Raw genomic sequence first — 26,089 nt, forward strand, 5'->3', positions numbered from 1 at the left:
CGCCCGTTTGTATCGATCTGACAATGACGCAGCGGCAAGCTGTGACGAAGAAGAAAGCACTCGCGCATCGGGCCACTGATCGGGCGGGTAAGGGCCGGATCCTGACCGAGTTAGTGGAGCTGACCGGGTGGCATCGTGACTACGCCCGCACGGCGTTGCGGGCGGCGTTGACATTGAAAATGGTGAAGTCGCGGGCAGGTGCAACAGCGACACATTCAGATGAATGCCGAGTTCGCACAGGTCCACCCCACCGCCCAGTCCCGACAGATCCTCGCCCTGGCGAAGAAACTGGCGGGCCTGAAACCAACCATCAACCGTGCTTGGGACGCCTAGCCCAGGTGGGGGTTCTCATACGAGACAACGAAGAACCCTGCCGGAGGTAATGACGTGAGGCAACAGGGTCGGGTTCAGGGATCTAACTCCGACAATTTCTGAGTTGGCTAGAGCGACACTCGTCCCGCGCGAATGTGTATTTCAGGGACCCCACAAGCGTGACCCCGCCGACCGGCCCACCACCTTCGGGGCGCAGGGCATCTCATCCTCGCCTGCCTGAAGCTCGCGCCCGATCCGGCACCCTTTGGTAGATCGCTGCACCGCACTGCGTCTCGAGGCCGAGCCAACCACATTCGCATCGTCAAAAAGGTGGGCCATTCACAAGGATCGTAAGCCTCGTGCTTCCAGGGCAACTCGAGGTAGAAGCGGACTGACATCTTCATCAGCCAGCCTGTGCCGTTGATGACATTTTCAGATCACGGGCGCTGCCCCACGTAGAGGCCGTCAGCGTAGGCGAGCAGGATCACCTTCCCAGACGTTCAAGCGCCTCCACGCACCGCCTGCCTGGCCACGTTCTGCATACGCCGACCCTCCAGTTCGGCAGGTCGGCGCAAGGCACAACTCAGCATCAGCCAAGCGAAGAGTCCTGGGCATGAGTCATGCTGGCGACACGACCTACCAGAGCAGACCATTCGCCGTTAGACGCTCGCAAGCGTCGCAATCTCGATTTCTCCGAAGTCCTGATCGGAGTTTAGGACAACGGCACGTTGGAGCGTCGATCTGACCGGGCGAGAAGCGGTAAAAGAGGATCCGGGTCGATGCGCCTCTGTCGACGCAGGAGCGCACGGGTTTTTTCCGCGCGAGCCCCGCCCCCCGCTGTCGGGGAGGCTCACGGGTAGGGCAGCGTAAACTGGCGGCGTTGCCCACCGGGGTGACAGGGCAGGCGGGAGTGGGTTAACCGTGTCATTCCCCACCCGCGCTGCAGATGCGAACATCGATGCCGTGCAGCGGGCAGCCTACTGGCCGATGCCGATCGCCCGGGCCGTGCCCGCCGCCGGCCTCGCCCTTGTCATAACCTTCTCCGCTGATCACTCCGCCCGCTTCGGACTCCTCTCCTTCGGTGTCTTCGGCATCGTTGCGGGCCTCGCTCTCGGGGCGGTCACGCAGTTCAGACTGGCCGGTGCGCGTGTGCGTCCCTACTTCCTGACGCAGGCCGCGGTCACCCTGGTCGCGGGACTTGGCGCACTTCTGGTGAGTAGCGGCCACACGAGCAGCAGCGAAGTGGAGTTCCTGTTTCTTATCCTCACGACCTTTGCGGCCGTCACCGGGTTCCTCGAGCTGTATAGCGGAATGCGCAGCAGGCGTCGGTTCGTGGCATCCAGCGACTGGATCGGAGTGGGCGCTCTCACGGTCGTCGCGGCTCTCGCGTTCGTGCTCATACCGCCGGACTATCGCCAAAATTTCAGCGGCCCCGATCACGTGAAGCGGGTCCTGGACGCCTCCGTCGTCGCGGTCGGCGTGCTCGGCGCGTGGGCGGCGATCACCACCGTCTTTCTCGTTATCGCGGGGCTGTCGGCCAAGTGGGGAACCCAGGCGATCGCGGCATCCTCCCCACCAGAACCAGGAACGACTTCCCACCCGGCAGAGAGCGAGAACCGAGCGTGAACGCTCCGAACAGCAACCGTCCGAGCCGTCGCGATCGCCTCCGACCCTTTGAGTACGTCGTCATTTCGGCTGTGATCGCGGTGTTCATCGGATTCGTCGTTGTGCTGAGCACTCGCCAGGTAACTCTCGCACTGGTCTTCGCGGGCATCACGTTTATCGTCTCGTTGGTCGTGATCGCGATGCTCGCGCTGGCCGTGAAGCCGGATGCCGCCGAAAAGATCGACCTGACCGAGCAGGATCATCAATCGGACAGCGGACACTAAGTCTGTCGCCGAAAAACCCTGCCGCCGAATACCCGGCTTACCGCGGCGCGGCGTAGTCCACAAGGTCGCTGGCGAGCCCGGCATACTCGTCCGGGGTGAGCGCCACAAGCCGGGCTTTCGCGTCGTCCCCGATATCCAGCGCCCGCACGAAGGCGACCAGCTCCGCCTGGCCGACCCGCCTGCCTCGGGTGAGTTCTTTGAGCATGGCGTAAGGGTCGGTAATCGAGCTGCGGCCGGCGGTCACCTCAGCGCGGATCACGGTCTGGATCGCCTCGCCGAGGATCTCCCAGTTTGCGTCGAGGTCTTCGGCGAGCCGAGCGCTGTTCACCGCGATCTCCCCGAGCCCGCGCTGGATGTTATCGAGGGCGAGCACGGAGTGGCCGAGTGCGACACCGACATTGCGCTGCGTGGTGGAGTCGGTGAGATCGCGCTGTAGGCGGGAGGTGACGAGAGTCGCGGCGAGTGAATCGAGAAGCGCACTGGAGAGCTCAAGGTTCGCCTCGGCGTTCTCGAACCGAATCGGGTTGATCTTGTGCGGCATCGTGGATGACCCGGTGGTGCCGGCCTGCTGGATCTGGGTGAAGTAGCCCATCGAGATGTAGGTCCAGATGTCGGTGCACAGGTTGTGCAATACCCGGTTGGCGTGACTGATGCGCTGGTACAGCTCCGCCTGCCAGTCATGCGGCTCAATCTGGGTGGTGAGCGGATTCCAGTCCAGGCCGAGGGAGCTCACAAACTCGCGCGAGATGCCCGGCCAGTCTCGGCTCGGGTCGGCGGCGACGTGGGCGGCAAAGGTGCCGGTGGCGCCGCTGAACTTTCCCAGGTATTCCACCGCCTCGACCTGGGCGAGGATGCGACGCAGCCGCCCGACGAAGACGGCGAACTCCTTGCCGACCGTGGTGGGCGTCGCGGGCTGGCCATGGGTGTGCGCGAGCATCGCATCCGCCCGATGATCCACCGCACGGGAGTAGAGCGCATCGATCACGGTGGAGATCTTCGGCAGCCAGACCTCGTGAACGGCCGCGCGGATCGTGAGGGCGTAGGAAAGGTTGTTGATGTCTTCGCTCGTGCAGGCGAAGTGGGTGAGTTCCGCGACATCCGTCAGCCCGAGGGCGACAAGGCGGGTGCGCACGTAGTATTCGACCGCTTTCACGTCGTGTCGGGTTGTCGCCTCAAGAGCGGCGAGTTCATCGATGTCGGCCTGCCCGAAGTCGGCGACGAGAGCGCGGAGGGCCCGCGCCTGTTCGGCGTCAAGGCGATGCGAGCCGAACATCTCGTGATCCGTGAGGTAGAGCAACCACTCGACCTCCACATGGATTCGTGCGCGGTTGAGGCCGGCCTCGGAAAGGTGCTCGCCGAGGCCGACGACGGCGCCACGGTACCGGCCGTCGAGCGGGCTGAGTGGTTGGTCTGGCAGGGGATTCATGAGGGTACCCGTCGGATTCCTGGTTCGATTTGGCGGAACAACGCCGCGCTGGCCTTTTCGATCATGCCGAGCACTCTGTCGAACATGGCGGTGTCGGAGTAATAGGGGTCAGGCACGTCCACCTGGGCGGCCTGCTCACTGTCGAAGCTCAGCAGCATCTGCACCTTGCCGCGATCCTGCTCGGTGTTAGCCCAGGCACGGAGGATTCGCTCTTGGCTGCGGTCGAAGACCACGACGAGGTCGAGATTGTCGAACAATTCCGGGTCGAACTGTTTTGCCCGGTGACGTGACCCGTCGTACCCGCGGGCGCTGAGAGCCGAGGTCGTGCGCGCATCCGAGGATTCGCCCACGTGCCAGTCGCCGGTACCGGCGGAGATCACTGTGATCGCACCCTCGTAACCGGCCTTCTTCACCAGCTCGCGGAAAACGGTCTCGGCCATGGGCGAGCGGCAGATGTTGCCGGTGCAGACGAAACAGATGCGAAAGAGCGCCGACTCGTCGAGGGTGCGGTCGAAACTCATGGGACCATTCTCCCGCACATTCCGCGTCGCGCACATCTCACAGACGGCTGAGCGCGGGTACTCCTCCCCATGCCCTACGGGCCGTGACTTCTGCGCAGCATCCGCATTCGCGGCGGTGGGCATTAACTCGGCACCGGAGCATTGGGGCAGAAGAAGGGGCGCACATGGACATCGGCGCGGTAAGCGGCAGCGGGGTGGACCTCGTGCTGCGGCAACAGCTCCTGGCACTCGACCGGGTCGCGGGTCGACTCACCCACGCTCGGGCGGTGCTGCCAGCCGCTGACGGACGCGGCGTATGGAGCGGGGATGCGCGGCGCATGTACGTTTACGCACTGCAGCAACTCTCCTCGCAGGTGCAGGCGGCATGCACGTATGTCGACGAAGCGAGTCGCGATACCCGGCATGCCCTCGCTTCGCTGGTCGGTGGCTCGCATGGCGGATGACATCGTCATCAGTGGCGGAGGATCCATCGCGGTCGCCACCTCCGAGCTCTTCGACGACGCGCGACGGCTCGGTGAATTGCGCGCACTGCTCTCGGAATGTCATCGGCAACTGGTTTCGATCGACCGGCTGGTTGGGGTATTCCCACTGGACTCCCTTGCCTCATCCTCGACCGCCCTCGCCGCGGAACGGGCGATGGATGACGCGGAGGCGGCCCTGGCGCGAGCGGGCCCGTCCGCCGAGCGCCTCCACGTCGCACTCATCGCCTCGGCCGATGCCTACGGCGTCGGCGAGCGCGTGGCCGAGCGATTGGCGCAGGAGGTGGCGGCCCGCTTCGGCGCGATGCTCGGAATGTTTCTGCCGGCGATCGCACTCGCAATGCTTCCCGCAGCACTGGGCATTGGAACGGGCGTCGCCCTCGGAATCGCACTCCTGCCGGCGGAGAAACGGTCTGCCCTGTTCCGGGCGCTACCGGCCTGGCTGCGAAGCAACAGCGCGATGCTCACCGACCCGAAGGTAGTCCAGCTCGTGCGGCTCACCGTGATGAGCGCGGACGACTTCGGCGGCGGCCTGCTCCGCCTCCCGCCCGGGCTGGTGCACGGCCTCGGGGACGAAGGCCTCGGAGTCGTTGGCCTCGCAACTTCGTCGAGCGTAGTGGTTGGGATCGCCAGTGTGCGAGGCGCGCTCGCCGAGTCGGCGGTGTCCGTGACGCAATCCGGTCCTCCGGTTTCGGTCCTCCGCGCTGAGAACTACAGCGACCGTGCCGCCCGTGTGCCGCAGGGCACGGCCCAGGTGCGCATCGACCGCTACACCCAAGCGGATGGGCCCGACCGGTTCGAGGTCTATATCGGAGGCACCCGAGACTTCTCGGTGGAACCCGGAGCCGAGCCCTGGGACATGACGAGCAATCTGAATGCTGTCGCCGGCCGCGAGGCAGGGTCGTACCGAGCGGTCACCGCCGCGATGGCCGGCGCGGGAATCACTTCATCCTCACCGGTACTGTTCACGGGGTATTCGCAAGGCGGGCTCGTCGCGGCCGAGCTTGCCGCTTCGGGCGACTTCGATACCCGCGGCCTGTTCACACTCGGTGCTCCGGCCGCACAGGTGGACGTGCCGACCAGTATCCCCTGGGTAGCTCTCGAGCACACCGACGACATCGTGCCTGCGGTTGGTGGTACCTGGGCCTCAGCCGATCCGGTGTTGGTGCGGCGGGAACTGTTCAACGGCCGACCGGTCTCGACGGACGTGATGTTCCCCGCGCACCAGCTCGCCGGGTACCGGGAGACCGCGGCTCTCGTCGACGCTTCACACGAGACTCGGGTGGTCTCCGCGCTCGCAGCGTTCGATTCGTTCGGTAACGACACAACGCGCGTCGACTCCACGCTCTATCACGGGGCGCGCACCCCTGCTGGCCCGACTAGCGCCGATCCCGCCCGACGATTGGGCGGATGAGGATGCCGATGAGCCAGCTGAGAAGGGCGAGCACCAGCGCACCGAGCACGCCCCACCAGAATCCGTCGACGACGAGGCCGAAGCCGAGCAGCCCGGAGATCCAGCTCACGAGCAGCAGAAGCAGGCCGTTGACCACAAGGGCGAGGAGTCCGAGCGTGAGGATGTAGAGGGGAAACGCGACGATGCGGATAAAGTTGCCGATCACGCCGTTGACGATGCCGAAGATGAGTGCCACCAGCAGGTAGGTGAGCACCACCGCGAGAGTGTCCTGTGGAGGGAATGCCACAACCGTGACACCGGGCACGATGAGGGTAGTCAGCCACAATGCGACGGTGTTGACCAGGAGGCGAACCAGGAATCTCATGCGTCAACTATGCCGCCAGAGCGGGGAGCCACGCAATCGGCCCGCGTTTTAGTGTTGCTGATTCTCACTGCCCGTAGGCTTGCAGCGTGATAGAGCCGCTTTCCTCCACCGTGCGACTTCGACCTGAGATCGTGGCGCTCGCCGCCTATGCGCAGGGCAAGCCCGCCGACAGCGACGCTTTCAAGCTCTCGTCCAACGAGAACCCGTTCGACCCGATTCCCGAGGTCGTCAGAGCGATCGCGGCCAGTTCCGGGGTGAACCGCTATCCCGACGCCGCCGGAGTCGAGCTCCGCGCTCGACTCGCTTGGCGCTTCGGCGTGCGGACGGAAGAGGTGCACCTGGGTGCCGGATCGGTGTCGATTCTTGCCCAACTCATCTCCGCGGCCACGGGTCCGGGCGATGAGGTCGTCTATTCCTGGCGCTCGTTCGAGGCCTATCCGGGTCTTGTCGCCGTCGCCGGCGCCACCAGCGTGCCGGTGCCGAACACCGCGGATGATCGCCACGACCTGTCGGCGATGCTCGCGGCCATCTCCGAGCGCACCAGGATCGTGATCGTCTGCAGCCCGAACAATCCCACCGGATCTATCGTGACGGCCTCCGAATTTGCCGACTTCATGGCGGCGGTACCCACACACATCCTTGTCATCCTCGACGAGGCGTACGTCGAGTTCGTCACCGATGACTCGGCAGTAAACGGCCGCGAGCTCAGCGGACGCTATCCGAATCTCGTCGTCGCGCGCACCTTCTCCAAGGCCTACGGTCTGGCCGGACTGCGGATCGGATATGCGGTCGGGCCGGAATACATTCTCGATGCCGCGCGCACGACATCCATCCCGCTTTCGGTGACCGAGGCCGCCCAGCGCGCGGCCATCGTGTCGCTCGATCACGAAACGGTCGTGCTTGAGCGTGTGCACCGGCTCGCCATGCTGCGCGACGAGGTCTGGCGCTCGCTTGTCGACCAGGGCTGGTCGGTGCCGCGGCCGCAGGGAAACTTTGTCTGGTTGGCCACCGGGGCCTCGACGGCGGCAGCGGCGGAGCTGTTCGCGGCGGCGGGAATCGTGGTGCGACCGTTTACGGCCGAGGGCATCCGGATTTCGATCGGCGAATCTCAGTCTGTGGATAAACTCCTAAAGGCGGCGGCCGAGGTTGTGCGCACCCTACCAACGCCGCGGTTCGCACCCGCGTTAGATTAGAACGTCGTTGCGAAAACCCGGCTGTCGCCCGGAGACAGGCGCACCGCGCGATGCGATCTCGCCGCATTCCCATCACGACAGCCACCCCGATCGATAACAGGACTGTGAGGCCACCGTGGCAGGATCCGCACAGATGGTGCAGCTTCTTTCGATCGAGGGCACCCTCCAGACGGATGACACGGCGGCCGAGTATCTTCCCTACATCGAGGCCCTCTCCGACGACCTGTTGCGCCAGCTCTACCGGGATATGGTGATCACTCGCCGGTTCGATCTCGAGGCCACGAATCTTCAACGCCAGGGGCAGCTCGCCCTGTGGCCACCGAGCCACGGGCAGGAGGCCGCCCAGGTCGGATCCGCTCGCGCTGCGCGCGCGCAGGACCATCTTTTCCCGTCGTATCGCGAACACTCGATCGGCATGATCCGTGGGGTCGATGTCGTCGATATTGTGCGGCTGATGCGCGGCGTGACGAACGGTGGCTGGGATCCCGCAGAGTGCGGCAACTTCCACCTGTACACGCTTGTGCTCGGCTCGCAGGCGCTGCACGCCACCGGCTACGCCATGGGGATCACTCTCGACGGCGAGACGGGTAACGGTGACCCCGAGACCGATCGCGCGGTGATGGTCTATTTCGGGGACGGTGCGACCAGCCAGGGGGACGTGAGCGAGGCGCTCGTTTTCGCGGCGAGCTTCAACGCCCCCGAGGTGTTCTTCCTGCAGAACAACCAGTGGGCGATCTCGGTGCCGGTGCGGGTGCAATCCCGAACCCCGCTTTACCTGCGCGCGGGCGGGTTCGGCATGCCCGGTGTCCAGATCGATGGCAACGATGTGCTTGCGAGCTATGCGGTCACTCGCAAGAATCTCGACGAGGCTCGTTCGGGCCAGGGTCCGCGCCTCATCGAGGCCCTCACCTACCGCATCGGTGCGCACACCACGAGCGATGACCCGACGAAATACCGCCTGGATGCCGAGACCGCGTCCTGGGTGGCGAAGGATCCGATCACCCGCTATGCGAGCTACCTCCGCGGCCGTGGCGAGGGTGACGATTTTTTCACGGCCAGTGCAACGGAGGCCGAGGACTTCTCGGCCGACCTGCGCCGTCGCACTCTCGAGCTTGTGGCACCGTCGACCGACCTCATTTTCGACCATGTCTATTCCGAGCAGCACCCGGTGATGGATGCCCAGAAGAAATGGTTGGCCGACTACGAAGCCAGCCTGGGAGGCACAGCCTGATGACTGACGAGCTTCCCCTCGCGAAGGCACTCAACGCCGGGCTCCGCAAAGCACTTGCCGACGACCCCAAAGTACTGCTCATGGGCGAGGACATCGGTCCGCTCGGTGGCGTCTTCCGGGTGACCGAAGGGCTTCAGGCCGAATTCGGCGAGCGGCGTGTTTTCGACACCCCGCTCGCCGAGTCCGGCATCATCGGCACGGCGATCGGGCTGGCTTTTCGGGGGTACCGCCCCGTCTGCGAGATCCAATTCGACGGATTCATCTTCCCCGGGTTCGATCAGATCACCTCCCAGCTGGCCAAGATGACCAGTCGCCACGAGGGTCGCGTGAGAATGCCCGTTGTCATCCGTGTTCCCTATGGCGGACACATCGGCGCGGTCGAGCACCATCAGGAGAGTCCCGAGGCCTACTTCGCCCACACTCCGGGCCTCCGGGTCGTGAGCCCGAGCACCCCCAACGACGCCTACTGGATGATCCAGGAGGCCATTGCCTCCAATGACCCGGTGATGTTTTTCGAGCCGAAGAGCCGGTACTGGAATAAGGGCCCTGTCGATTTCAGCGCCAGCCCGTCGCCCCTTCATTCGAGCAGGGTCGTGCGCACCGGCACTGAGGTCACCCTGGTCGGGCACGGTGCAATGGTCACTGTGCTGATGCAGGCGGCCGAGTTGGCCCAGCACGAGGGCACGAGCGTCGAGGTCATTGATCTGCGTTCGCTTTCGCCGATCGACTATGCGCCAATCATCGCCTCGGTGCAGAAGACCGGGCGACTTGTCGTGGCATCCGAGGCGCCGGGATCGGTAAGCATCTCGGCAGAGATCGCCGCAACTGTCACCGAGAGCGCGTTTTACTCGCTTGAAGCACCGGTGCTGCGGGTGTCGAGCTTCGATACGCCCTTCCCGCCCGCGAAACTCGAGACTGTCTACCTTCCGGATGCCGACCGCATCCTCGAGGCCGTCGACCGCGCCCTCGCCTATTAGGTACTGCATCACCTGCATTCGAAAAGGACCATCGTGACCAGCTCAGAATTCACTCTCCCGGATGTCGGCGAGGGCCTCACCGAGGCCGAGATCGTGGCATGGAAGGTCAGGCCAGGTGACGAGGTCACGATCAACCAGGTTCTCGTCGAGATCGAGACCGCGAAGTCGCTGGTGGAGCTCCCCTCACCGTTCGCCGGTACCGTCACTGCGATCCTGGTGGCCGAGGGCCAGACAGTGGATGTGGGAACACCGATCATCTCCGTCTCATCGGGCGCGGATGACGCGGTGCCGGCGCCCACCGGCACCGATATCGCCGCAGAGACGGCGGGTAGCGCTCCCCCGCAATCGAGCGACACCGGCGGCGCGGTGCTTGTCGGCTACGGCATCACGGGCCACGTGGCTTCCCGGCGCGCACGTCCCGCGACCGGAAACCCCTCCGCGGGCAACTCCAGTTCCACCCATATTGCTTCCGGTATCGCGGCATCCGCCCCCGAAGCGGCTCCTCGGCCGAGCTCGGTGCCGGCGGCATCCGCCTCAACCATCATCGCTAAGCCCCCAATCCGCAAGCTCGCCAAAGACCTCGCGGTGAACCTTTCCGAGGTGACCCCCACCGGCCTCGCCGGCGAGATCACGCGTGAAGATGTGGTGCGCCAGGCCTCGCAGGGCACACTGTTCCGCAATATCGAGACCCCGGCCTGGGGCAGCGATCGCGAGGAGCGCATCCCGGTGAAGGGGGTGCGAAAGGCTATTGCGACAGCGATGGTGTCGAGTGCATTCACCGCCCCGCACGTGAGTCTCTTCGTTGACGTCGACGCCACCCGCACCATGGAGTTCGTCAGACGGCTCAAGGACTCCACCGACTTCGCCGGGGTGAAGGTGTCGCCGCTGCTGATCGTGGCGAAGGCGATGATCTGGGCTGTGCGCCGCAACCCGACGGTGAACGCGCAGTGGACGGACAGCGAGATCATCGTCAAGCACTATGTGAACTTCGGCATCGCGGCCGCCACTCCTCGCGGACTGATCGTGCCGAACATCAAAGAGGCACAGGAGCTCTCGCTGCGCGAACTCGCGAGTGCGATCGGGCAGCTCACCATCACCGCTCGTGATGGCAAGACGAGCCCCTCCGAGCAGGCCGGCGGCACCATCACGGTCACTAATATCGGGGTCTTCGGTATGGACACCGGCACCCCCATCCTCAACCCCGGCGAGGTGGCAATCCTCGCCATGGGCACGATCAAGCAGAAGCCGTGGGTCGTGGATGGCGAAGTGCGTCCGCGCTTCGTCACGACACTCGGCGCGAGCTTCGACCACCGGGTTGTGGACGGGGATGTCGCCAGCCGCTTCCTTGCCGACGTCGCGAGCATCATCGAAGAGCCGGCGCTGCTGCTCGACTAGGCAGCATCCGTATCGGCCGAGCTACTCGCCGCACTGCCACTCGGCCCGCGCTCCCCCGCCTCTGCGCGCCGCGCGCTCCCCCGCGCCTGCGCGCCCTTGGGTGACACGCGCGCCCGAAAGTGCGGGCGCGCGTGTCACCCAAGGGCGCGCAGGCGCAAGGTGCAGGCGCAAGGGTGCAGGCGCAAGGGCGCAGGCCAAGCGCAACCAATCGCTGGGCGCGCAACGGGGTACGCCCGCGGGCGCCCACGCCATATACTATTGATAACGAATCTCATTACCTCGACCAACTTTCTTGAGAAGACCCTTCATCGTGCGCAAAAAAATACTGCTTCTGTCCGGCGGCCTCGTGCTGAGCCTCGCCCTCGGTGGCTGCTCGGCCTCTCCCCCGAAAGGTGACGGCCTCATCCACGTCGTCGCTTCGACGAACGTGTACGGCGATATCGCCAGGCAGATCGGTGGAGACCGCGTCACGGTCACGTCGATCATCTCCGACCCTTCGCAGGACCCGCACTCCTACGAAGCCGATGCACAGGTGCAGCTCTCACTGTCGAAAGCCGACGTCGTGATCCAGAACGGCGGGGGCTACGACAGTTTCGTGGATTCACTGCTGAAGGGCGCAAACAATCCAAAGGTCGTGCTCCTCAACGCCAGCACCATCTCGGGCTACGACCAGAAGCCGGCCTCCGGCGAGTTTAACGAACACCTCTGGTACGACTTTCCGACAGTGAAAAAGGTGGTGAGCAAGCTCGTCTCGACCTTCACCACCGAGGAACCCTCCCGCGCTGGCACCTTCGCGGCCAACGCCTCACGGTTCACCGGGGCCCTCGGCCTGCTGCAGGCCGCCGAAGCGACCCTGAGGTCCAGCTCTGCCGGTGAGGGAGTCGCGATCACCGAACCGGTGCCCCTCTACATGCTCGACGCCGTCGGGCTTGTGAACAAGACCCCTGGCAAATTCAGCGAGGCGATCGAGGCCGGCACGGATGTGTCGCCTGTCATTCTGAGGCAGACTCTCGCCCTGTTCAGCGACCGTGCGGTGAAGCTTCTCGCCTATAACGACCAGACGAGCTCCCCCGAGACGAAGCGAGTGCTCGCCGCGGCACAGAAGGCCGGAGTGGCCGTCGTGCCGGTGCGCGAAACCCTGCCGGCAGGCAAGGACTACCTTGAATGGATGACCGACACTCTCGCCTCGATCACCGCAGCACTGAAGTGACAGATCCGGTATTGAGCCTCCGCGGCGCCACGCTATCGTTCGGCGACCGTCGGCTCTGGCAAAACCTCAATCTCGACGTGCAGCCGGGGGAGTTTCTCGCCGTGCTCGGACCCAACGGCACGGGCAAGACGAGCCTGCTCAAAACCATCCTCGGCCAGCAGAAACTCAGTTCGGGGACTATCAAATTCCTCGGTGAGCCCGTGACCCACGGCAGTCGGCGCATCGGGTATATTCCCCAGCAGAAGCTACTGGAGCAGGGGACTCCGCTGCGCGCGCGCGACCTCGTGGCCTTCGGCGTAAACGGTCACCGCTGGGGGCTGCCATTCAACTCGCGCGCGGTCCGGCGCCAAGTGGACGGCATCCTCGAGTCGGTCGGTGCGTCAGAGTACGCGAATGTCCCCGTGGCCACCCTCTCGGGTGGAGAGCAGCAACGGGTGCGGGTTGGCCAGGCGATCGCGGGCACCCCAAGCCTCCTGCTCTGCGACGAGCCGCTCATCTCCCTCGACCTGCATCACCAGCGCCAGGTGAGCGAGCTCATCGACGAACAACGCCGGGCCATCAACACTGCCGTGATCTTCGTCACGCATGATGTCAATCCCATCCTTCCGATGGTGGATCGGGTGCTCTATCTCGCGGGCGGCCGTTTCCGGGTGGGAACCCCGGATGAGGTGCTGCGCAGCGAGGTGCTGTCGTACATGTACGACACCCCGGTGGAGGTCATCCGCAGTCGTGGGCGGATCGTGGTGCTCGGCGCACCGGAAGGCTATGGCGTGCACGATCACCTCGAGCATCATGTGGAGGCACCCACACCATGAACACCGACCTCTGGCACCAGATCTTCGGATTCGACAACTATGGCGAACTGCTCGCGCTGGTGAAGAACTCGATCATCGCCGGCGCCCTGCTCGGTGTGGTCGGCGGACTCATCGGGCCATTCGTGATGACACGGGACCTCGCCTTCGGGGTGCACGGAATCAGCGAGTTGAGTTTTGCCGGGGCATCCGCGGCGTTGCTGTTCGGGGTGAACGTCGTCGCCGGCTCGATCGCCGGGTCGCTGCTCGCCGCTCTGATCATCGGTATCCTCGGGGCGAAGGCGCGCGAACGCAACTCGATCATCGCCGTGTTGATGCCGTTCGGACTCGGGCTCGGCATCCTGTTTCTCGCCCTGTACAGAGGAAGAAGCGCCAACAAGTTCGGGCTGCTCACCGGCCAGATCGTATCGGTCGACAACCCGCAACTGCTCATGCTCGTGATCATTTCGGCTGTGGTGATCGCCGGACTTTTCGTGATCTGGCGCCCGCTGAGCTTCGCGAGCGTCGACGCGGATGTCGCACGGGCGAGAGGGCTGCCGGTCACCGCACTCTCGATCGCTTTCATGATCCTGCTCGGGCTCGCGACGGCCGTGTCAATCCAGATCGTCGGAGCACTCCTCGTTCTCTCGCTGCTGGTGACGCCGGCCGCCGCGGCCATGCGGATCACGGCCTCGCCGGTGTTCACCCCTCTGCTCAGCGTTGCCTTCGCCGTCACGTCGGTGGTCGGCGGAATTCTGCTCGCGCTCGGCGGCGGCCTTCCGATTAGCCCCTACGTGACAACGATCTCGTTCCTCATCTACATTGTCTGCCGAGTGGTCGGTGGTCGCCGAACTCGTCAAGGCAACAACGGTCGCCTGGTTGCGGTGGCGGCCGGGCGGATCAGCCGATGACGGCCCCACGCAAGCGCAACACCTGGCAGCGTGAGGCAGTGCGCACTGCGCTCGCAGACGACGACGGATTCGTCAGCGCCCAGCGGCTACACGCCACGCTGCGGATGTCCGGTTCGCCGATCGGCCTCGCTACCGTCTACCGCGCGCTCGCCGACCTCGCGGTCGAGGGGGAGGCCGATTCGCTCCAGTCGCTCGATGGCGAGAGCCTCTATCGCGCCTGTACTCCGGGGCAACACCACCATCACCTCATCTGCCGCAACTGCGGACTCACCGTGGAGATCGAAGCGGATGCCGTGGAGCGCTGGGCGCAATCGGTCGCCATCGAGCACGGATTCACCCAGCCGAACCATGTTGTAGACGTGTTTGGGCTGTGCGCAGAATGCTCTGTGACGAACTGGCCGGAACCCCGTCCGCCTGTTTGATCGAGCTCGCAGCGGCCGTCACCGACTGCTCCCTGGCGCGGCCTCGCCTTGCGAAGTGCCCGCGGCATCCGTAATGTTAGATGTTGCTGTCCGCATCTACGCGTTGCAGCCTGTACGCAAACCCTCCGTGTTCGTTTGGCGGGTGGTGCGTGCCGACAAGAAATCTTGGGTGGGGACACTTCGTCCCTACGGTAATTGGAGGAAAACCATGGCCGCAGTGTGCCAGGTGACCGGAGCCATTCCCGGCTTCGGACACAATATTTCGCACTCGCACCGCCGGACGAAGCGTCGCTTTGACCCGAATGTGCAAAAGAAGACGTACTACGTTCCCTCGCTCAGGCGCAGTGTCACGCTGACGCTCAGCGCCAAGGGCATCAAGGTCATTGACGCTCGCGGCATTGAATCAGTCGTCAAGGACATCCTGGGCCGTGGGGTGAAGATCTAATGGCGAAGCAGCACGACGTCCGTCCGATCATCAAGCTCCGATCCACCGCCGGCACCGGTTACACCTACGTGACCAAAAAGAACCGCCGCAACGACCCCGACCGCCTCGTGCTCAAGAAGTACGACCCGGTAGTCCGCAAGCACGTCGAATTCCGCGAGGAGCGCTAACAATGGCGAAGAAAAGCAAGATCGCTGCCAACGAGCAGCGCAAAATCGTGGTCGCGCGCTACGCGACCAAGCGACTCGAGCTGAAGAAGGCCCTCGTCGACCCCACCTCCTCCGACGCCGAGCGTGAAGCCGCTCGACTCGGCCTGCAGAAGCTTCCGCGCAACGCATCTCCGGTGCGCGTTCGCGGTCGTGACGCCATCGATGGTCGCCCGCGTGGATTCCTCAGCCAGTTTGGTGTTTCCCGCGTACGTTTCCGCGATATGGCGCACCGGGGCGAATTGCCCGGTATTACGAAGTCAAGCTGGTAAATTACAGGCGGTTGCAGGGTTTACGCCCCGTGGCCACATCCTGATCCAATCAACTGAACTGCTCGGCGGCGCAACTAATCGCCGGGGCAGGAAAGTTCGTTCTGAAAAGCACAACGTCCGAGGAGGACTTCAATGGCTGACAAGTCACTAAACCGTACCGAGCTCGTCGCGGCAGTTGCCGCTGAGTCTGGCCAGAGCCAGGCTGCAGTGAATGGCGTCCTCGACGCCCTGTTCGGAACCCTCGCCACTTCGGTCGGCGAAGGCACCAAGGTCACGATCCCGGGCTGGCTCGCCATCGAGCGCACCCACCGTGCCGCTCGTGCCGGTCGCAACCCGTCCACGGGTGAGGCCATCCAGATCAAGGCAGGCTACGGCGTTAAGGTCAGCGCCGGCAGCAAGCTGAAGGCCGCTGCAAAGTAGTCTTTTCTTCTCGTCTTGAAGGGGATGTCGGCCTCACGGTCGGCATCCCCTTCGGTCATCCTGCCCTTCTGCTGCTCGCAAGCGGCGATCGGGGCGGGGGTCCAGATTGCTGACCTAGGCTGGATAACGTGCCACGGATCGTGAAAATCGCCGGTCCAGCGCTGCTCTTGGTCATTGCCTTCGCATCCCTGCTTGCCGCGCTGGCGTTCGGCCATGCCGCGGACGCCCCCCGGCTCATCGATCCGGGCGCTCTCGTGCGCTACGGTGTGCCGATCGCGACCATGCTGTTCAATCTCGGCGTGGCCGTCACTCTCGGTTCGCTCGTGCTTCTGTGTTTCGCCGTGAGCGCCGACAAGCCGGAATTTGCCCGAACTCTCGACATCGCCGCCGGCGCGGCGGGCTTCTGGGCAATCGCCTCGGCGGTCACCGGCTTTCTCACCTTCATGAACTTCTACACAAAACCGGTCACACTCGACGCACACTTCGGGTCGGTACTCGGCGACTTCCTCACCAACCAGGAGATCGGGCAAGCCTGGCTCGCGAGCACCCTCGTCGCCGCAGTAGTGACGGTGCTGTGCTTCGCCGTGCGTAACCGCACGATTTTGGTGTTCGTCACCCTTCTGGCCGCAGTCGGGCTGGTGCCCCAGGCATTGCAGGGACACTCGGCGGATGCCGCCGGGCACGACGCAGCGGTCACCTCCCTCGGTCTCCACGTGGTGTTCGCGGCAATCTGGCTCGGGGGGCTCGTCACTATCGTGTTCATCCGCAAGACGCTCGAGGGCGGACGGATCGGGCCGATCATCTCCCGCTACTCCACGCTAGCCCTCATCTGTTTTGTCGTGGTTGCGGCCTCCGGCTATGTGAACGCGGCCCTGCGCGTCGGCACGATCACGCAGCTGCTCACGCCATACGGCATCCTCGTGCTCGTCAAGATCTTCGCCCTGCTCACACTCGGACTGTTCGGTCTCGGCGAGCGACGCTTCCTCATCGCAAAGATGCAGTCGTCGGCCCACAGCGGCAATCGCTTCTTCTGGTGGCTCATCGCGGCGGAACTCGGCTTCATGGGCCTCGCCTCTGGTGTGGCCGCGGCTCTGGCGAGGACCGCCACTCCGGTGTCACAGGATGCGACCCTCACCTCGCCGGCCTGGATTCTCACGCAGGCCCCCCTGCCACCCGAGCTCACTTTCTCGCGTTACTTCACCGCGTGGAACTTCGACATCCTCTGGGTGTTGCTCATCGCGTTCCTCGCTTTCTTCTATATCGCCGGCGTGGTGCGGTTGCACCGCCGTGGCGACACGTGGCCGGTACATCGACTCGTGCTCTGGCTCGCCGGCCTCGCCCTGCTGTTCTGGGTAACCAATGGCGGGATCAACCTCTACGAGAAGTACCTCTTTAGCGCCCACATGCTCGGGCATATGCTGCTCGGCATGATGATCCCGGTGCTGCTCGCACCCGCGGCTCCGATCACCCTTGCGCTGCGCACCATCGCGAAGCGATCGGACGGCAGTCGCGGCCCGCGCGAGTGGATCATGCTCTTCGTGCATTCACGGGCCTCCGCCATCCTCTCCAATCCGATCGTGGCGGCCATGCTCTTCGTGGTGTCGCTGTGGGTGTTTTACTACACGCCCCTGTTCAGCTGGGCGACCACGGACCACATCGGCCACACCGTGATGATCGTGCATTTCCTCATCACCGGCTACCTGTTCGTGCAGGCACTGATTGGCGTCGATCCGCTGCCCTACCGCGCGCCATACCCCATGCGATTGCTCGTGCTGCTGGGGACGATGGCCTTCCACGCCTTCTTCGGGCTCTCGCTGATCACCGGCACCGGGCTGCTGCTTGCCAACTGGTACGGGGCGATGGGGCGGGCCTGGGGCGTCAGCGCGATCGCCGACCAGCAGATCGGCGGCGGCATCGCCTGGAGTGTCGGAGAGATCCCTACGATCATCCTCGCCATCACGGTGGCGATCATGTGGTCGAAGAGCGATGCGAGGGATGCCAAGCGGCTCGATCGTAAGGCCGAACGCGACGGTGACGCCGAACTGGTGGAATATAACCGGATGCTGGCAGACCGGGCTGCCCGGCGCTAGCCGCACTGCGTCGCCTCGGCGAGGGGCGTCGAGCGTTGCACCCGCGTCTCTGCTCCCATGAGTGACACGCGCGCCCGAAAATCCGGGCGCGCGTGTCACTCACGGCCGCGCCGGCTACGGCCCGCGCCCTCTCGGACCGCACAGGCGAGAGAGGAGAGAGTGACACGCGACCAGCGGACACTACTCTGCCGTGATCACCGGACTGCCGTTGTCGGCGAAGGTGATGAGGTATCGCACGCTGAAAGGCACGTCGGCGTCGAAGGTGGAGAGGCTTCCGTCAAAGATCGATTTCACCTTCACCGTGAGATGGGCGACGGCTCCCGTCTCGGGAACCTGCCAGCGTCCCGCCGTGCTGCCCGGCACGATGGTGACGATCGGATAGCTCACGATCGACCAGGTCGGAACACTCTGTAGGCGGTCCGTGATCTGCTCCCCCATCGGACAGCCGGTAGGCAACAGCACCTTTTGGATTGTGCAGGCGGCCAGGAACTTGTCGAGTTCCTTCTGCACCTCACGAACGAATGCCGGGTTGGCCTGGATATCGACGGTGGCCTGCGCGACGGTGGCCGGCTCGTCGATCAACGCCGTCACCTTCGCGGCTGCGAGGTAGGCGGAAGAGTGGCTCAGCACCACCCGGCCCGGGGTGAGCACACGATAGGTGTGCATCCGCCCCGAAGCGATGGTGGGCAGCGTGACGCCATTGGCAACCACCCCGGTTCCGTTCTGAACGGTGACACCGAGGAGGCTCTGAGGCGAGTCGACGAATCGCCACGCGGAGAAGACCCCGAGGCGCGCACCGGTGTGTTCCACGACGAAAGAGGAGGTGCCCGCGCTGCCGCCAATGGTGTAACCATATAAGACGGTGTGACGCCCGCCGCGGTCGTCAGCATCGCGAATGAGGTGGATGTCCGTGAGGGAGGCGAGTGCGGCTGGCGCCAGGAGCTCGTCCGTTCCGTCCGCGCTGACCGTGACGCCGGGCATCCGCCGGGCATCCGCCACGTCCTGCCTGGCGACGGCGTGGAGGTAGGAGGAGACGAATCCTGAAGCGCTGTAGACGGTGACATTGAGTGTCGTCACCGTGCCGAGGAAAGCCAGCAGCAGCATCCCCAGCAGTACGAGCCAGCGGGCTACTATTCGGGGCGGCATCTCCACATCCTAAGCGGCACCCGCGGGCCAGGGTTCTCTACAGGAGGCCACCGTGCGCGGCGTGATCCGCTTCGCTGGCGGTAGATTGGAGTGCTGTCCGGATGCCGGGAGGAAGGGGTTTCGTGGCCGAATTCGCACTCTCCGCCGAGCAGGCCGCCGTCTTCGAACTCATCGAGAACACCCGCGAGAACATCTTCGTCACCGGTCGCGCTGGCACGGGAAAATCCACACTGCTGAACCACCTGTCGTGGAACACCTCCAAGCAGGTGGTGATCGCCGCGCCAACGGGCGTCGCAGCACTCAACGTGGGCGGGCAGACCATCCACTCACTCTTCCGGCTGCCGATCGGGGTGATCGCCGACCAGGCGATCGATCAGGTCCCCGAGCTACGCAAGCTGCTGAACACCATCGACACCCTGGTTATCGACGAGGTCTCGATGGTCAACGCCGACTTGGTGGATGCCATCGACCGCAGCCTGCGCCAGGCGCGCCAGAAGCCATTCACCGCCTTCGGGGGCGTGCAGGTGGTCTTGTTCGGCGACCCCTACCAGCTCGCCCCGGTACCGGGTGATGCCGACGAACGGGCATACTTCGCTGACCAGTACAGGTCGATGTGGTTCTTCGACGCCAAGGTGTGGCAGGAGACCGAGCTACGCATCTTCGAGCTGACTACCATCCACCGCCAGCATGAGGCCGAATTCAAGTTCATGCTCAATGCCGTACGCCATGGCATGGTCACCGCCGAAATTGCGGGTCGCCTCAACGAGACCGGGGCACGCTCGGCCCCGACGGATGGCACGATCACGCTCGCGACGCGCAACGACACTGTCAACCGCATCAACGCCGCCGCCCTCGCCCGCTTGCCCGGTGCCGTGAAGACGGCCAAAGCAGACGTCACGGGAGAGTTCGGCGGCCGCTCCTATCCGGCCGACGAGTCGTTGCAACTCAAAGTCGGCGCGAGAGTGATGTTTTTACGCAACGACTCCGTTGGTGAGGGCGGCCAGCGCTGGGTGAACGGCACGGTGGGCACGGTGACGAAGATCGCCTCAACCGTATTCGTGGACGTCGATGGCGAAGTGCATGAGGTGCAGCCGGCCATCTGGGAGAAGTTCAAATACACCTACTCGTCGTCCACTAAGACGCTGAAGAAAGATATTGTGGCCGAATTCACCCAGTTCCCCCTCCGGCTGGCGTGGGCGGTCACCATCCACAAGTCCCAGGGCAAGACATACGATCGCGCGATTGTGGACCTCGGATCTGGCACCTTCAGCGCAGGACAGACCTACGTGGCGCTCAGCCGGCTCACCGAGCTCGAGGGGCTCTACCTCTCACGGCCACTGCGGCCGAGCGACATCCGTGTTGACCCGGACGTGCAACGGTTCATGAGCGGGGCAACGGCGGTGCCCGGCATCGAGGCGTGAACGGGCCCTAGCGTGGCTGCGCCGTAGCTTGGCTGCGACTGAGCCTCGCAACGCGGCGGCCTTGGCACTGAAAAGGTCAGGGAGAATTGACCCTTCGGTCTCACAGCCGAACTGCCGCTGCATGAGCGATTGGTCGACGCGTGCACTCGTCGGGAGAGAGGCCAGATCGAGGCGGATGGCGGACGGCCGCGCGAGTTGCGGGCTGACGAACGGCGCAGCTACCGGATCCTCCACCATCCGCTCCCCCGCGGCTTCGACAGGCGAGTAGGTGAAGGGCCGTGGGTAACAAGCGCGACGTCGGTCTCGCGGGTGCCCGCGTCCGTAATGGGGTCGGACCGGAAGCCTGTGCCCTCGCTGTCAGCGGGGGCGGACCAGGAGCGTGCGGGCAACTCTCGCCTGAAGGGCATGACAAAGGACATGACGACTCCTGAGCTCGGGTGAGGTGACTCGAAGTGTATTCAGATGGACTGATGCTGCGTCTAATGGCCCATCCCGGGCAAATTCATGGTCATCATTCCGCCCATGGTGCCGCCGTGTTCGATGGCGACCGCACCGGCCTGAGTGGCGGCGAGCGCCGGAGTTGTGAGAGCGCCAACGAGTACGCCGGCAACGATCACAGCGGATAGATATTTCACGGCGGTGGCCGGCTTGGCAGCCGGAGTCGACGGCTCGGTTTCGGTCTCGGTCTGCCGACGCAGGATGACGCTCAGTACGCCCGCGATGAAGAGTTCGAAAATGGCCGCAATCCCCATTGGCACAAAGCGCAGCGAGGAGGCGACCTGCGGTGCGGCGAGAAGGGTGACCGTGACCGTGAGAAGGCTCCAAAGCAGGAGCGGTGTGACGGCACCGGCGTGAGCCAGCCGAGGCGAGACTAGACGGTCTTTCACGAGGATGAGCACGCCCCAGGTGAGTTCGGCGATACCGAACAGCGCCAGGGGGATGCCGATCGCCAGGGGAGAGCTGATCACGAGTGCCAAGTGGATGATTCCAGCACCAATGGCTGCGAACGAGAGCCAGGCGCGGACAATAACAGTCATGTGAGCTCTCCCGTGCGATTCTGTCGGCAGATCGTTACGCGGTGGCGTGGGCGCGGACGACCTTATCGGCGCCGAGACCGACGCCGAGCAGGATCACGGCGCTGCCGAAGTGGAGCACGTTATCCGCGCTGTTGATCGCCAGGATGTTGGCGGCCGAGTTCAGGATGAACAGGCCGACGATGCCGAGCAGCAAGTAGGCCGCGCCGACGACGGAGTTGACCGTCTTTGAGGCGCGCACGTTGGACAGTCCGGCGATGAGCAGGGCTGCACCGATGAGAAGGTGGGCCACATTATGGAACACGTTGACCTCGAAGATGCCGAGCAGCAGGCCGCCCTTGGTGTCGAAGAATCCAACACCGGAGGTAGCCGTGAAGCCGAGCAGGCCGACGAGAAGGTAGACCGCACCGAAGACAGTTGCCAGCAGGCGGTTGGGCGACTTGGACATGATATTTCTCCTCTACAGCGCGACGGGTGTCTCGCTTGACTAGGTGTTCGACACCATCGACCTCACGGTTTGGTAGCGGATGCTCATCGTGCGTTCAGCGCGCCTGCAGAAGGCGTGCACCGACTACTCAGTAGGGATGGGATGTGTCGCCGCTCCCGTTCGTGCGTCACTATGGGAGCATGCCGATCATCCCCGACAGCAAAAACTGGACCTGGGTGCTGGAGCGACCCTGTGCCGAATGCGGCTTCGACGCCGCGACCATAACCGAACACGAGGTCGCTGGCATTGTGCGTGCGAACGCCGCGGCCTGGCCGGCGGTGCTGGAGCGTGCGGATGTGGCGGTACGCCCCGATGGCAGCACTTGGTCCGGGCTCGAATACGCCGCGCACGTGCGCGATGTATTCCGCCTCTACCGCTCACGCCTGCTCCTGATGCTCGCCAAAGACGACCCGATGTATCCCAACTGGGACCAGGACGAGACCGCGGTGGTGGAGCGCTACAACGAACAGGATCCCGCCACGGTTGCGACCGAGATCGTCGAGGCTGGCTCCGCGCTCGCCGATGCCTTCGACGCAGTGCCGGCAGATTCGTGGCACCGCCCCGGCCGCCGCAGCGACGGCGCCAGATTCACTGTCGCGAGCTTCGCGGTGTATCTCGCGCACGATCCCACGCATCACCTCTGGGACGTGCGCGCGCGCCCCTGAGCGACACTCGCGCCTGAATATGCGGGCACGAGTGTCACTCACGGGCGCAGAGGGCGCGCCGGGCGCAGCAGGAGACTACTTGCTCGTGCCCTGCGACACCGAACCCTGCAGTTGGCGCTGGAAGACCAGGTAGACGATGAACACCGGCACGATCGTCATGACGGCTCCGGCGAAGAGCTGCCCGAAGTTGACCGAGTATCCGGCCTGGGAGGCGAACGACGCCATGCCCTGGGTGAGCACGTAGTTCTTCGGGTCGGTATTCAGTGCCACCGGCAGCAGGAACTGGTTCCACAGGCCGACAAAGTTGAGGATGGCCACGGTCGCAAGCCCGGGGCGGGACATCGGCAGCATCACCTGAAAGAACGTACGCCATTCGCCCGCGCCATCCAGGGCCGCCGCCTCGGCGATCGAGAGGGGAAGCGCTTTGAAGAACGAGAAAAGAAAGAACACGGTGAACGGCAACGCGAACGCCGCATAGGTAAGGATGAGGCCGGGCAGCGTGTTGAGCAGTCCGATGTTGCGCAGCACGAAGAACAGCGGCACTATCGCGAGGAAGATCGGGAAGGTGAGCCCGGCGAGCATCAGGTAGTAGATGGCTCGGTTTCCTGGAAACTGGAACCGGGCGAGCACATAGGCGCACATCGCCCCGAACAGCATCGTGACGGCCAGGGCACCGAACACCACAATGATCGAGTTCAGCAGGAAGCTGCCGATGCCGGCGGTGGTCCAGGCGCCGACGTAGTTGTCGAAGTTCCATTTCGACGGTAGCGAAAAAGGCGACGAGAAGATTTCGGAGCTCGTCTTGAACGAGGACATGACCGTCCAGAGCAGCGGAAGCACCACGATGAGGGACCAGATGGTGAGGATGGTGTGCGAGATTCCGCCGACGACTCGGTCACTCGTCGTTGGCGTCGACTTGCGAGTGATGACGCGGGCCGGGACATCCGCCTTGATCGTGGTCATTCTGCCACCTCGTTCGTTCCGCCGGTAAGCCGGTTCACCACAAATACGAGACCGGCAAAAGCCAGCGTGACGAGTGCCAGCACGACACCCATGGCGCAGGCGAGTCCAAACTGGCCCTTGGTGAACGCCGTAGTGAAGAGCTGCTGCGCCATGACAAGGGTCGAGTTGTTGGGCCCGCCGCCCGCGTTGAGCACCGACATGTAGACAAAGGCGTCCAGCGCGAGGATGCCCATGTAGATGTAGGCGGTCTGGATGTTGTCTCGGATGAGTGGGATCGTGATCGTCACCGCGGTGCGGAACCGGCCAGCCCCATCGATACGCGCCGCCTCGAAGATCTCGGCCGGGATCCCCTTGATCGCGGCGACGAACAGCACCATATAAAACCCGACGAGCCCCCAGACGATCACGAAGATCGTCGCAATCATGGCGGTGCGCTGCTCGCCCAGCCAGGCGAAGGACTGGTACTGGTCGAACCCGAGACCGGTCAGGATCCCGTTCAGCAGGCCGGCGCTCGGGTCGTAGACCCGTCCCCAGATGATGCCGATCACGATGGCGGGGATCACATAGGGAAAGAACGACACGACCCGATAGACGCTCGAGTTGCGGAGACCGCGAACCGGGCCGTGACTCGGGCCACCCACGGTCACGAGCGAGGCGAGGATCAGGCTCAGTACCACCGTGATGATCGGAAGCACGATCACCAGGATGAGGCTGTTACCCATCGCCTTCAGGAAGATGTCGTCGGAGAAGAGCTTGGCGTAGTTCACGAGGCCGATGAAGTTCATTCCTGGCGTGAAACCAGACCAGTCGGTGAGCGAGTAGTAGAAGGCCTGGATGAACGGCCACACCACGAACAGCACGTAACCGAGTACGGGCACGACCAGAAACACGACCATGAAGCTGATCTTGTCGAAAGTCAGGTCACGCCGGCTCCAGCGCCGGCCGGCAGGGACTCTGCCGGCCGGCGCTGGAGTGGGGGGAACGACAGCGGTCATGTGACCGTGACCTTTTTCACCGAGCTGTCGTTGCGCACCTTGTCGGTGATGGACTGCAGGCTCGAGGTCAGTGTCGCGACCGAGGAGTCGCCCTGTAGGAACGTGTTCCACACCACAAGCTGGTCGGTGTTGAGTCCGTAGAGGTCCACAAAGTTCCACGAGAACACGTCGCTGCCTGCGCCTTCCAGAAGCTTCACCTGCGAGACGAGGGCCGTCGAGCCGAAGCCATCCGCCGGAATGGTTCCCTTCACAATGGTGGACGAGAACGTCGTCTTCGCAAAGTTCACCGCCGCGTCGTTGGAGAGCATCGTGCGCAGGAACTCTTTGCCACCGGCGACGTTCTTACCCTGGGATGGCACGATGTAGCCTTCGCCCGCGGTGGAGTGCAACGATTTTTGCGGGAACTTGGATGACGTCGTCACCGTCAGTTCGGGAGCACCGGTCATCTTGAATCCTGACTTGGTCTGCGTCTTCATCTCGTTCTCGATCCAACCGCCGGAGGGGTACAGCAGAAACTTCTCCTCGTTGCTCCACTGCGCCTGGGCTGCGGTGAACTGGGTTCCCGCACCACCCGGCTGCATGTAGCCGGCATCGATGATCTTCTTGAGGCCGGCGAAGACATCCTGGAGGGGCTTCAGCGACCAGCATCCGTCCTTCAGGTTCTCGAGCGCGAGGCGCACATCGTCGCCCCCCTCCTTGATCGCCGAGGCGATAGCCATCGTCTGGTAGTAGGTGGCCGCTTCCTTGCCCCAGCCGAACAGGTACTTGCCCTTGGCCTTGGCCTTGGCGCCGAGGGCGAGTGCCTCCTCGTAGGTGGTGGGAACACTCCAGCTGTTGCTCTCGAACAGCGCGGCGGAATACCACATGGCGTAGACGGTGAGCACGTAGTTGAGCTGCACGAATTTGCCGTCGAAGGTGCCCGGCTTGATCACGCCGGCGTACAGCGTGTCCTTGATGACCTTGCCCTCGAGGTTCTTCGCCTCGATCACCGAGGTGAGATCTTCGAGCTGGGCGCGAATGGTGTTGATGCCGATGAGATTCGCGCCACTGTTATCGATGACGTCCGGCGGGTTACCCCCGACGAATCGAGGTTGGAGGGTCTGCGCAATGTTGGTGGCTGCCGTGACCTTGACGGTGGATCCCGCCTGCTGCTTCTCAACGATCTTTCCGGCGAAGTCGGCGTAGTCGATTCCGTAGCCGCCCTTGAAGATGACCGCGTCGACCGTTGACTTGTCAACCATGCCGAACGGGTTCTTCGCCGAGACGGTGCCGCCCGGCGTCGTCGTGCCTCCTCCTCCGGCGGCGCAGGAGGCGAGCATTCCTGTGGCGGGAATGAAGACGGCCGCGGCAACGGCGCCGCGCAGGAACTGGCGACGCTGGAAGGGCTTCTCTGTGAGTGTCATTCTGTACTGC

The 26,089-nt window shown here is 64.2% G+C and carries 28 protein-coding genes; 19 read left to right on the plus strand and 9 right to left on the minus strand.

Annotated elements, in window-relative coordinates:
* The first annotated feature begins 1,233 nt into the window (after nucleotides 1-1,233).
* Both RCH11_RS15810 and RCH11_RS15815 read left to right on the plus strand, forming a co-directional pair.
* Nucleotides 1,234-1,938 (plus strand): hypothetical protein, encoded by a 705-nt coding sequence (locus RCH11_RS15810; RefSeq protein WP_327057983.1) that lies wholly within the window; start codon nucleotides 1,234-1,236, stop codon nucleotides 1,936-1,938.
* Complete coding sequence (locus RCH11_RS15815; RefSeq protein WP_327057984.1) at nucleotides 1,935-2,201, plus strand: hypothetical protein; 267 nt, start codon at nucleotides 1,935-1,937, stop codon at nucleotides 2,199-2,201. The genes RCH11_RS15810 and RCH11_RS15815 overlap by 4 nt, the downstream gene beginning before the upstream one ends.
* Nucleotides 2,202-2,238: 37 nt before the next feature.
* Here RCH11_RS15815 and purB read toward each other — a convergent pair whose 3' ends face one another.
* Entirely contained in the window at nucleotides 2,239-3,627 is a 1,389-nt protein-coding gene (purB, locus tag RCH11_RS15820) for an adenylosuccinate lyase (protein WP_327057985.1), read from the minus strand.
* Nucleotides 3,624-4,148, minus strand: a complete 525-nt coding sequence (locus RCH11_RS15825; protein WP_327057986.1) for a low molecular weight protein-tyrosine-phosphatase — start codon at nucleotides 4,146-4,148, stop codon at nucleotides 3,624-3,626. The genes purB and RCH11_RS15825 overlap by 4 nt, the downstream gene beginning before the upstream one ends.
* A gap of 164 nt (nucleotides 4,149-4,312) precedes the next feature.
* Between RCH11_RS15825 and RCH11_RS15830 the strand changes: the two genes are divergently transcribed.
* Nucleotides 4,313-4,591, plus strand: coding sequence for a hypothetical protein (locus tag RCH11_RS15830; protein ID WP_327057987.1), 279 nt, complete (start codon nucleotides 4,313-4,315; stop codon nucleotides 4,589-4,591).
* On the plus strand, nucleotides 4,581-6,041 hold the full coding sequence (locus RCH11_RS15835; RefSeq protein ID WP_327057988.1) for a hypothetical protein: 1,461 nt from the start codon (nucleotides 4,581-4,583) through the stop codon (nucleotides 6,039-6,041). Before RCH11_RS15830 ends, RCH11_RS15835 begins: the two co-directional genes overlap by 11 nt.
* On the opposite strand, the gene RCH11_RS15840 is transcribed toward RCH11_RS15835, so the two are convergent.
* Nucleotides 6,007-6,405 carry a phage holin family protein gene (locus RCH11_RS15840; RefSeq protein ID WP_327057989.1) on the minus strand — a complete coding sequence of 133 codons (399 nt, stop codon included), beginning with the start codon at nucleotides 6,403-6,405 and terminating at the stop codon, nucleotides 6,007-6,009. The genes RCH11_RS15835 and RCH11_RS15840 overlap by 35 nt on opposite strands.
* Nucleotides 6,406-6,491: 86 nt before the next feature.
* Between RCH11_RS15840 and RCH11_RS15845 the strand changes: the two genes are divergently transcribed.
* The 13 genes from RCH11_RS15845 to RCH11_RS15905 all read left to right on the plus strand — a co-directional run bounded on the left by RCH11_RS15845 (nucleotide 6,492) and on the right by RCH11_RS15905 (nucleotide 17,965).
* Nucleotides 6,492-7,598, plus strand: a complete 1,107-nt coding sequence (locus tag RCH11_RS15845) for a histidinol-phosphate transaminase (RefSeq protein WP_327057990.1) — start codon at nucleotides 6,492-6,494, stop codon at nucleotides 7,596-7,598.
* A gap of 133 nt (nucleotides 7,599-7,731) precedes the next feature.
* Nucleotides 7,732-8,829, plus strand: coding sequence for a thiamine pyrophosphate-dependent dehydrogenase E1 component subunit alpha (locus RCH11_RS15850; RefSeq protein ID WP_327057991.1), 1,098 nt, complete (start codon nucleotides 7,732-7,734; stop codon nucleotides 8,827-8,829).
* Nucleotides 8,829-9,806, plus strand: coding sequence for an alpha-ketoacid dehydrogenase subunit beta (locus RCH11_RS15855; RefSeq protein ID WP_327057992.1), 978 nt, complete (start codon nucleotides 8,829-8,831; stop codon nucleotides 9,804-9,806). Before RCH11_RS15850 ends, RCH11_RS15855 begins: the two co-directional genes overlap by 1 nt.
* Before the next feature lie 33 nt (nucleotides 9,807-9,839).
* Nucleotides 9,840-11,201 carry a dihydrolipoamide acetyltransferase family protein gene (locus RCH11_RS15860; protein ID WP_327057993.1) on the plus strand — a complete coding sequence of 454 codons (1,362 nt, stop codon included), beginning with the start codon at nucleotides 9,840-9,842 and terminating at the stop codon, nucleotides 11,199-11,201.
* A gap of 310 nt (nucleotides 11,202-11,511) precedes the next feature.
* Nucleotides 11,512-12,411, plus strand: a complete 900-nt coding sequence (locus RCH11_RS15865) for a metal ABC transporter solute-binding protein, Zn/Mn family (RefSeq protein WP_327057994.1) — start codon at nucleotides 11,512-11,514, stop codon at nucleotides 12,409-12,411.
* Entirely contained in the window at nucleotides 12,366-13,226 is an 861-nt protein-coding gene (locus RCH11_RS15870) for a metal ABC transporter ATP-binding protein (RefSeq protein WP_327057995.1), read from the plus strand. Before RCH11_RS15865 ends, RCH11_RS15870 begins: the two co-directional genes overlap by 46 nt.
* A complete protein-coding gene (locus RCH11_RS15875) occupies nucleotides 13,223-14,113 on the plus strand; it encodes a metal ABC transporter permease (protein ID WP_327057996.1) in 891 nt (296 codons plus the stop codon). The genes RCH11_RS15870 and RCH11_RS15875 overlap by 4 nt, the downstream gene beginning before the upstream one ends.
* Nucleotides 14,110-14,535 carry a Fur family transcriptional regulator gene (locus RCH11_RS15880; RefSeq protein ID WP_327057997.1) on the plus strand — a complete coding sequence of 142 codons (426 nt, stop codon included), beginning with the start codon at nucleotides 14,110-14,112 and terminating at the stop codon, nucleotides 14,533-14,535. Before RCH11_RS15875 ends, RCH11_RS15880 begins: the two co-directional genes overlap by 4 nt.
* A 208-nt stretch (nucleotides 14,536-14,743) precedes the next feature.
* Nucleotides 14,744-14,980 carry a 50S ribosomal protein L28 gene (rpmB, locus tag RCH11_RS15885; RefSeq protein WP_327058064.1) on the plus strand — a complete coding sequence of 79 codons (237 nt, stop codon included), beginning with the start codon at nucleotides 14,744-14,746 and terminating at the stop codon, nucleotides 14,978-14,980.
* Complete coding sequence (rpmG, locus tag RCH11_RS15890; RefSeq protein WP_327057998.1) at nucleotides 14,980-15,147, plus strand: 50S ribosomal protein L33; 168 nt, start codon at nucleotides 14,980-14,982, stop codon at nucleotides 15,145-15,147. The genes rpmB and rpmG overlap by 1 nt, the downstream gene beginning before the upstream one ends.
* Before the next feature lie 2 nt (nucleotides 15,148-15,149).
* On the plus strand, nucleotides 15,150-15,455 hold the full coding sequence (gene rpsN, locus RCH11_RS15895; protein WP_327057999.1) for a 30S ribosomal protein S14: 306 nt from the start codon (nucleotides 15,150-15,152) through the stop codon (nucleotides 15,453-15,455).
* 132 nt (nucleotides 15,456-15,587) lie between these two features.
* Entirely contained in the window at nucleotides 15,588-15,875 is a 288-nt protein-coding gene (locus RCH11_RS15900; protein ID WP_327058000.1) for an HU family DNA-binding protein, read from the plus strand.
* 128 nt (nucleotides 15,876-16,003) lie between these two features.
* Nucleotides 16,004-17,965, plus strand: coding sequence for a cytochrome c oxidase assembly protein (locus RCH11_RS15905; RefSeq protein ID WP_327058001.1), 1,962 nt, complete (start codon nucleotides 16,004-16,006; stop codon nucleotides 17,963-17,965).
* A gap of 180 nt (nucleotides 17,966-18,145) precedes the next feature.
* On the opposite strand, the gene RCH11_RS15910 is transcribed toward RCH11_RS15905, so the two are convergent.
* Entirely contained in the window at nucleotides 18,146-19,111 is a 966-nt protein-coding gene (locus tag RCH11_RS15910; RefSeq protein ID WP_327058002.1) for a hypothetical protein, read from the minus strand.
* Nucleotides 19,112-19,212: 101 nt separating this feature from the next.
* On the opposite strand from RCH11_RS15910, the gene RCH11_RS15915 reads away from it, so the two are divergent.
* Entirely contained in the window at nucleotides 19,213-20,532 is a 1,320-nt protein-coding gene (locus tag RCH11_RS15915; RefSeq protein WP_442789060.1) for an ATP-dependent DNA helicase, read from the plus strand.
* Between the two features lie 479 nt (nucleotides 20,533-21,011).
* Here the strand turns inward: RCH11_RS15915 and RCH11_RS15920 are convergent, their stop codons facing one another.
* Together RCH11_RS15920 and RCH11_RS15925 are read right to left on the minus strand one after the other, a co-directional pair.
* Nucleotides 21,012-21,569 carry a hypothetical protein gene (locus RCH11_RS15920; RefSeq protein WP_327058004.1) on the minus strand — a complete coding sequence of 186 codons (558 nt, stop codon included), beginning with the start codon at nucleotides 21,567-21,569 and terminating at the stop codon, nucleotides 21,012-21,014.
* A 34-nt stretch (nucleotides 21,570-21,603) separates the two neighbouring features.
* Nucleotides 21,604-22,014 carry a DUF4383 domain-containing protein gene (locus RCH11_RS15925; RefSeq protein ID WP_327058005.1) on the minus strand — a complete coding sequence of 137 codons (411 nt, stop codon included), beginning with the start codon at nucleotides 22,012-22,014 and terminating at the stop codon, nucleotides 21,604-21,606.
* A gap of 179 nt (nucleotides 22,015-22,193) precedes the next feature.
* Here RCH11_RS15925 and RCH11_RS15930 point away from each other — a divergent pair, with 179 nt between their 5' ends.
* Entirely contained in the window at nucleotides 22,194-22,718 is a 525-nt protein-coding gene (locus RCH11_RS15930) for a DinB family protein (protein WP_327058006.1), read from the plus strand.
* 75 nt (nucleotides 22,719-22,793) lie between these two features.
* Here RCH11_RS15930 and RCH11_RS15935 read toward each other — a convergent pair whose 3' ends face one another.
* Genes RCH11_RS15935 through ngcE form a run of 3 tightly spaced genes read right to left on the minus strand, consistent with a single transcriptional unit; the run spans nucleotide 22,794 to nucleotide 26,079 of the window.
* Nucleotides 22,794-23,681 carry a carbohydrate ABC transporter permease gene (locus RCH11_RS15935; RefSeq protein ID WP_327058007.1) on the minus strand — a complete coding sequence of 296 codons (888 nt, stop codon included), beginning with the start codon at nucleotides 23,679-23,681 and terminating at the stop codon, nucleotides 22,794-22,796.
* Nucleotides 23,678-24,676 carry a carbohydrate ABC transporter permease gene (locus tag RCH11_RS15940; protein WP_442789061.1) on the minus strand — a complete coding sequence of 333 codons (999 nt, stop codon included), beginning with the start codon at nucleotides 24,674-24,676 and terminating at the stop codon, nucleotides 23,678-23,680. Before RCH11_RS15940 ends, RCH11_RS15935 begins: the two co-directional genes overlap by 4 nt.
* A complete protein-coding gene (gene ngcE / locus RCH11_RS15945; RefSeq protein WP_327058009.1) occupies nucleotides 24,673-26,079 on the minus strand; it encodes an N-acetylglucosamine/diacetylchitobiose ABC transporter substrate-binding protein in 1,407 nt (468 codons plus the stop codon). The genes RCH11_RS15940 and ngcE overlap by 4 nt, the downstream gene beginning before the upstream one ends.
* Nucleotides 26,080-26,089 lie beyond the last annotated feature (10 nt).

Source organism: Glaciihabitans sp. GrIS 2.15, from assembly GCF_035984695.1.
Lineage (GTDB): Bacteria > Actinomycetota > Actinomycetes > Actinomycetales > Microbacteriaceae > Lacisediminihabitans.

What these genes read in the sequence shown, in the direction of transcription:
- purB (WP_327057985.1), bottom strand. Translation starts at nt 3,627, where the DNA reads ATGAATCCCCTGCCAGACCAACCACTCAGCCCGCTCGACGGCCGGTAC.
- RCH11_RS15825 (WP_327057986.1), bottom strand. Translation starts at nt 4,148, where the DNA reads ATGAGTTTCGACCGCACCCTCGACGAGTCGGCGCTCTTTCGCATCTGT.
- RCH11_RS15830 (WP_327057987.1), top strand. Translation starts at nt 4,313, where the DNA reads ATGGACATCGGCGCGGTAAGCGGCAGCGGGGTGGACCTCGTGCTGCGG.
- RCH11_RS15835 (WP_327057988.1), top strand. Translation starts at nt 4,581, where the DNA reads ATGGCGGATGACATCGTCATCAGTGGCGGAGGATCCATCGCGGTCGCC.
- RCH11_RS15840 (WP_327057989.1), bottom strand. Translation starts at nt 6,405, where the DNA reads ATGAGATTCCTGGTTCGCCTCCTGGTCAACACCGTCGCATTGTGGCTG.
- RCH11_RS15850 (WP_327057991.1), top strand. Translation starts at nt 7,732, where the DNA reads ATGGTGCAGCTTCTTTCGATCGAGGGCACCCTCCAGACGGATGACACG.
- RCH11_RS15855 (WP_327057992.1), top strand. Translation starts at nt 8,829, where the DNA reads ATGACTGACGAGCTTCCCCTCGCGAAGGCACTCAACGCCGGGCTCCGC.
- RCH11_RS15870 (WP_327057995.1), top strand. Translation starts at nt 12,366, where the DNA reads ATGGATGACCGACACTCTCGCCTCGATCACCGCAGCACTGAAGTGACA.
- RCH11_RS15875 (WP_327057996.1), top strand. Translation starts at nt 13,223, where the DNA reads ATGAACACCGACCTCTGGCACCAGATCTTCGGATTCGACAACTATGGC.
- RCH11_RS15880 (WP_327057997.1), top strand. Translation starts at nt 14,110, where the DNA reads ATGACGGCCCCACGCAAGCGCAACACCTGGCAGCGTGAGGCAGTGCGC.
- rpmB (WP_327058064.1), top strand. Translation starts at nt 14,744, where the DNA reads ATGGCCGCAGTGTGCCAGGTGACCGGAGCCATTCCCGGCTTCGGACAC.
- rpmG (WP_327057998.1), top strand. Translation starts at nt 14,980, where the DNA reads ATGGCGAAGCAGCACGACGTCCGTCCGATCATCAAGCTCCGATCCACC.
- rpsN (WP_327057999.1), top strand. Translation starts at nt 15,150, where the DNA reads ATGGCGAAGAAAAGCAAGATCGCTGCCAACGAGCAGCGCAAAATCGTG.
- RCH11_RS15900 (WP_327058000.1), top strand. Translation starts at nt 15,588, where the DNA reads ATGGCTGACAAGTCACTAAACCGTACCGAGCTCGTCGCGGCAGTTGCC.
- RCH11_RS15910 (WP_327058002.1), bottom strand. Translation starts at nt 19,111, where the DNA reads ATGCCGCCCCGAATAGTAGCCCGCTGGCTCGTACTGCTGGGGATGCTG.
- RCH11_RS15915 (WP_442789060.1), top strand. Translation starts at nt 19,213, where the DNA reads ATGCCGGGAGGAAGGGGTTTCGTGGCCGAATTCGCACTCTCCGCCGAG.
- RCH11_RS15920 (WP_327058004.1), bottom strand. Translation starts at nt 21,569, where the DNA reads ATGACTGTTATTGTCCGCGCCTGGCTCTCGTTCGCAGCCATTGGTGCT.
- RCH11_RS15925 (WP_327058005.1), bottom strand. Translation starts at nt 22,014, where the DNA reads ATGTCCAAGTCGCCCAACCGCCTGCTGGCAACTGTCTTCGGTGCGGTC.
- RCH11_RS15930 (WP_327058006.1), top strand. Translation starts at nt 22,194, where the DNA reads ATGCCGATCATCCCCGACAGCAAAAACTGGACCTGGGTGCTGGAGCGA.
- RCH11_RS15935 (WP_327058007.1), bottom strand. Translation starts at nt 23,681, where the DNA reads ATGACCACGATCAAGGCGGATGTCCCGGCCCGCGTCATCACTCGCAAG.
- RCH11_RS15940 (WP_442789061.1), bottom strand. Translation starts at nt 24,676, where the DNA reads ATGACCGCTGTCGTTCCCCCCACTCCAGCGCCGGCCGGCAGAGTCCCT.
- ngcE (WP_327058009.1), bottom strand. Translation starts at nt 26,079, where the DNA reads ATGACACTCACAGAGAAGCCCTTCCAGCGTCGCCAGTTCCTGCGCGGC.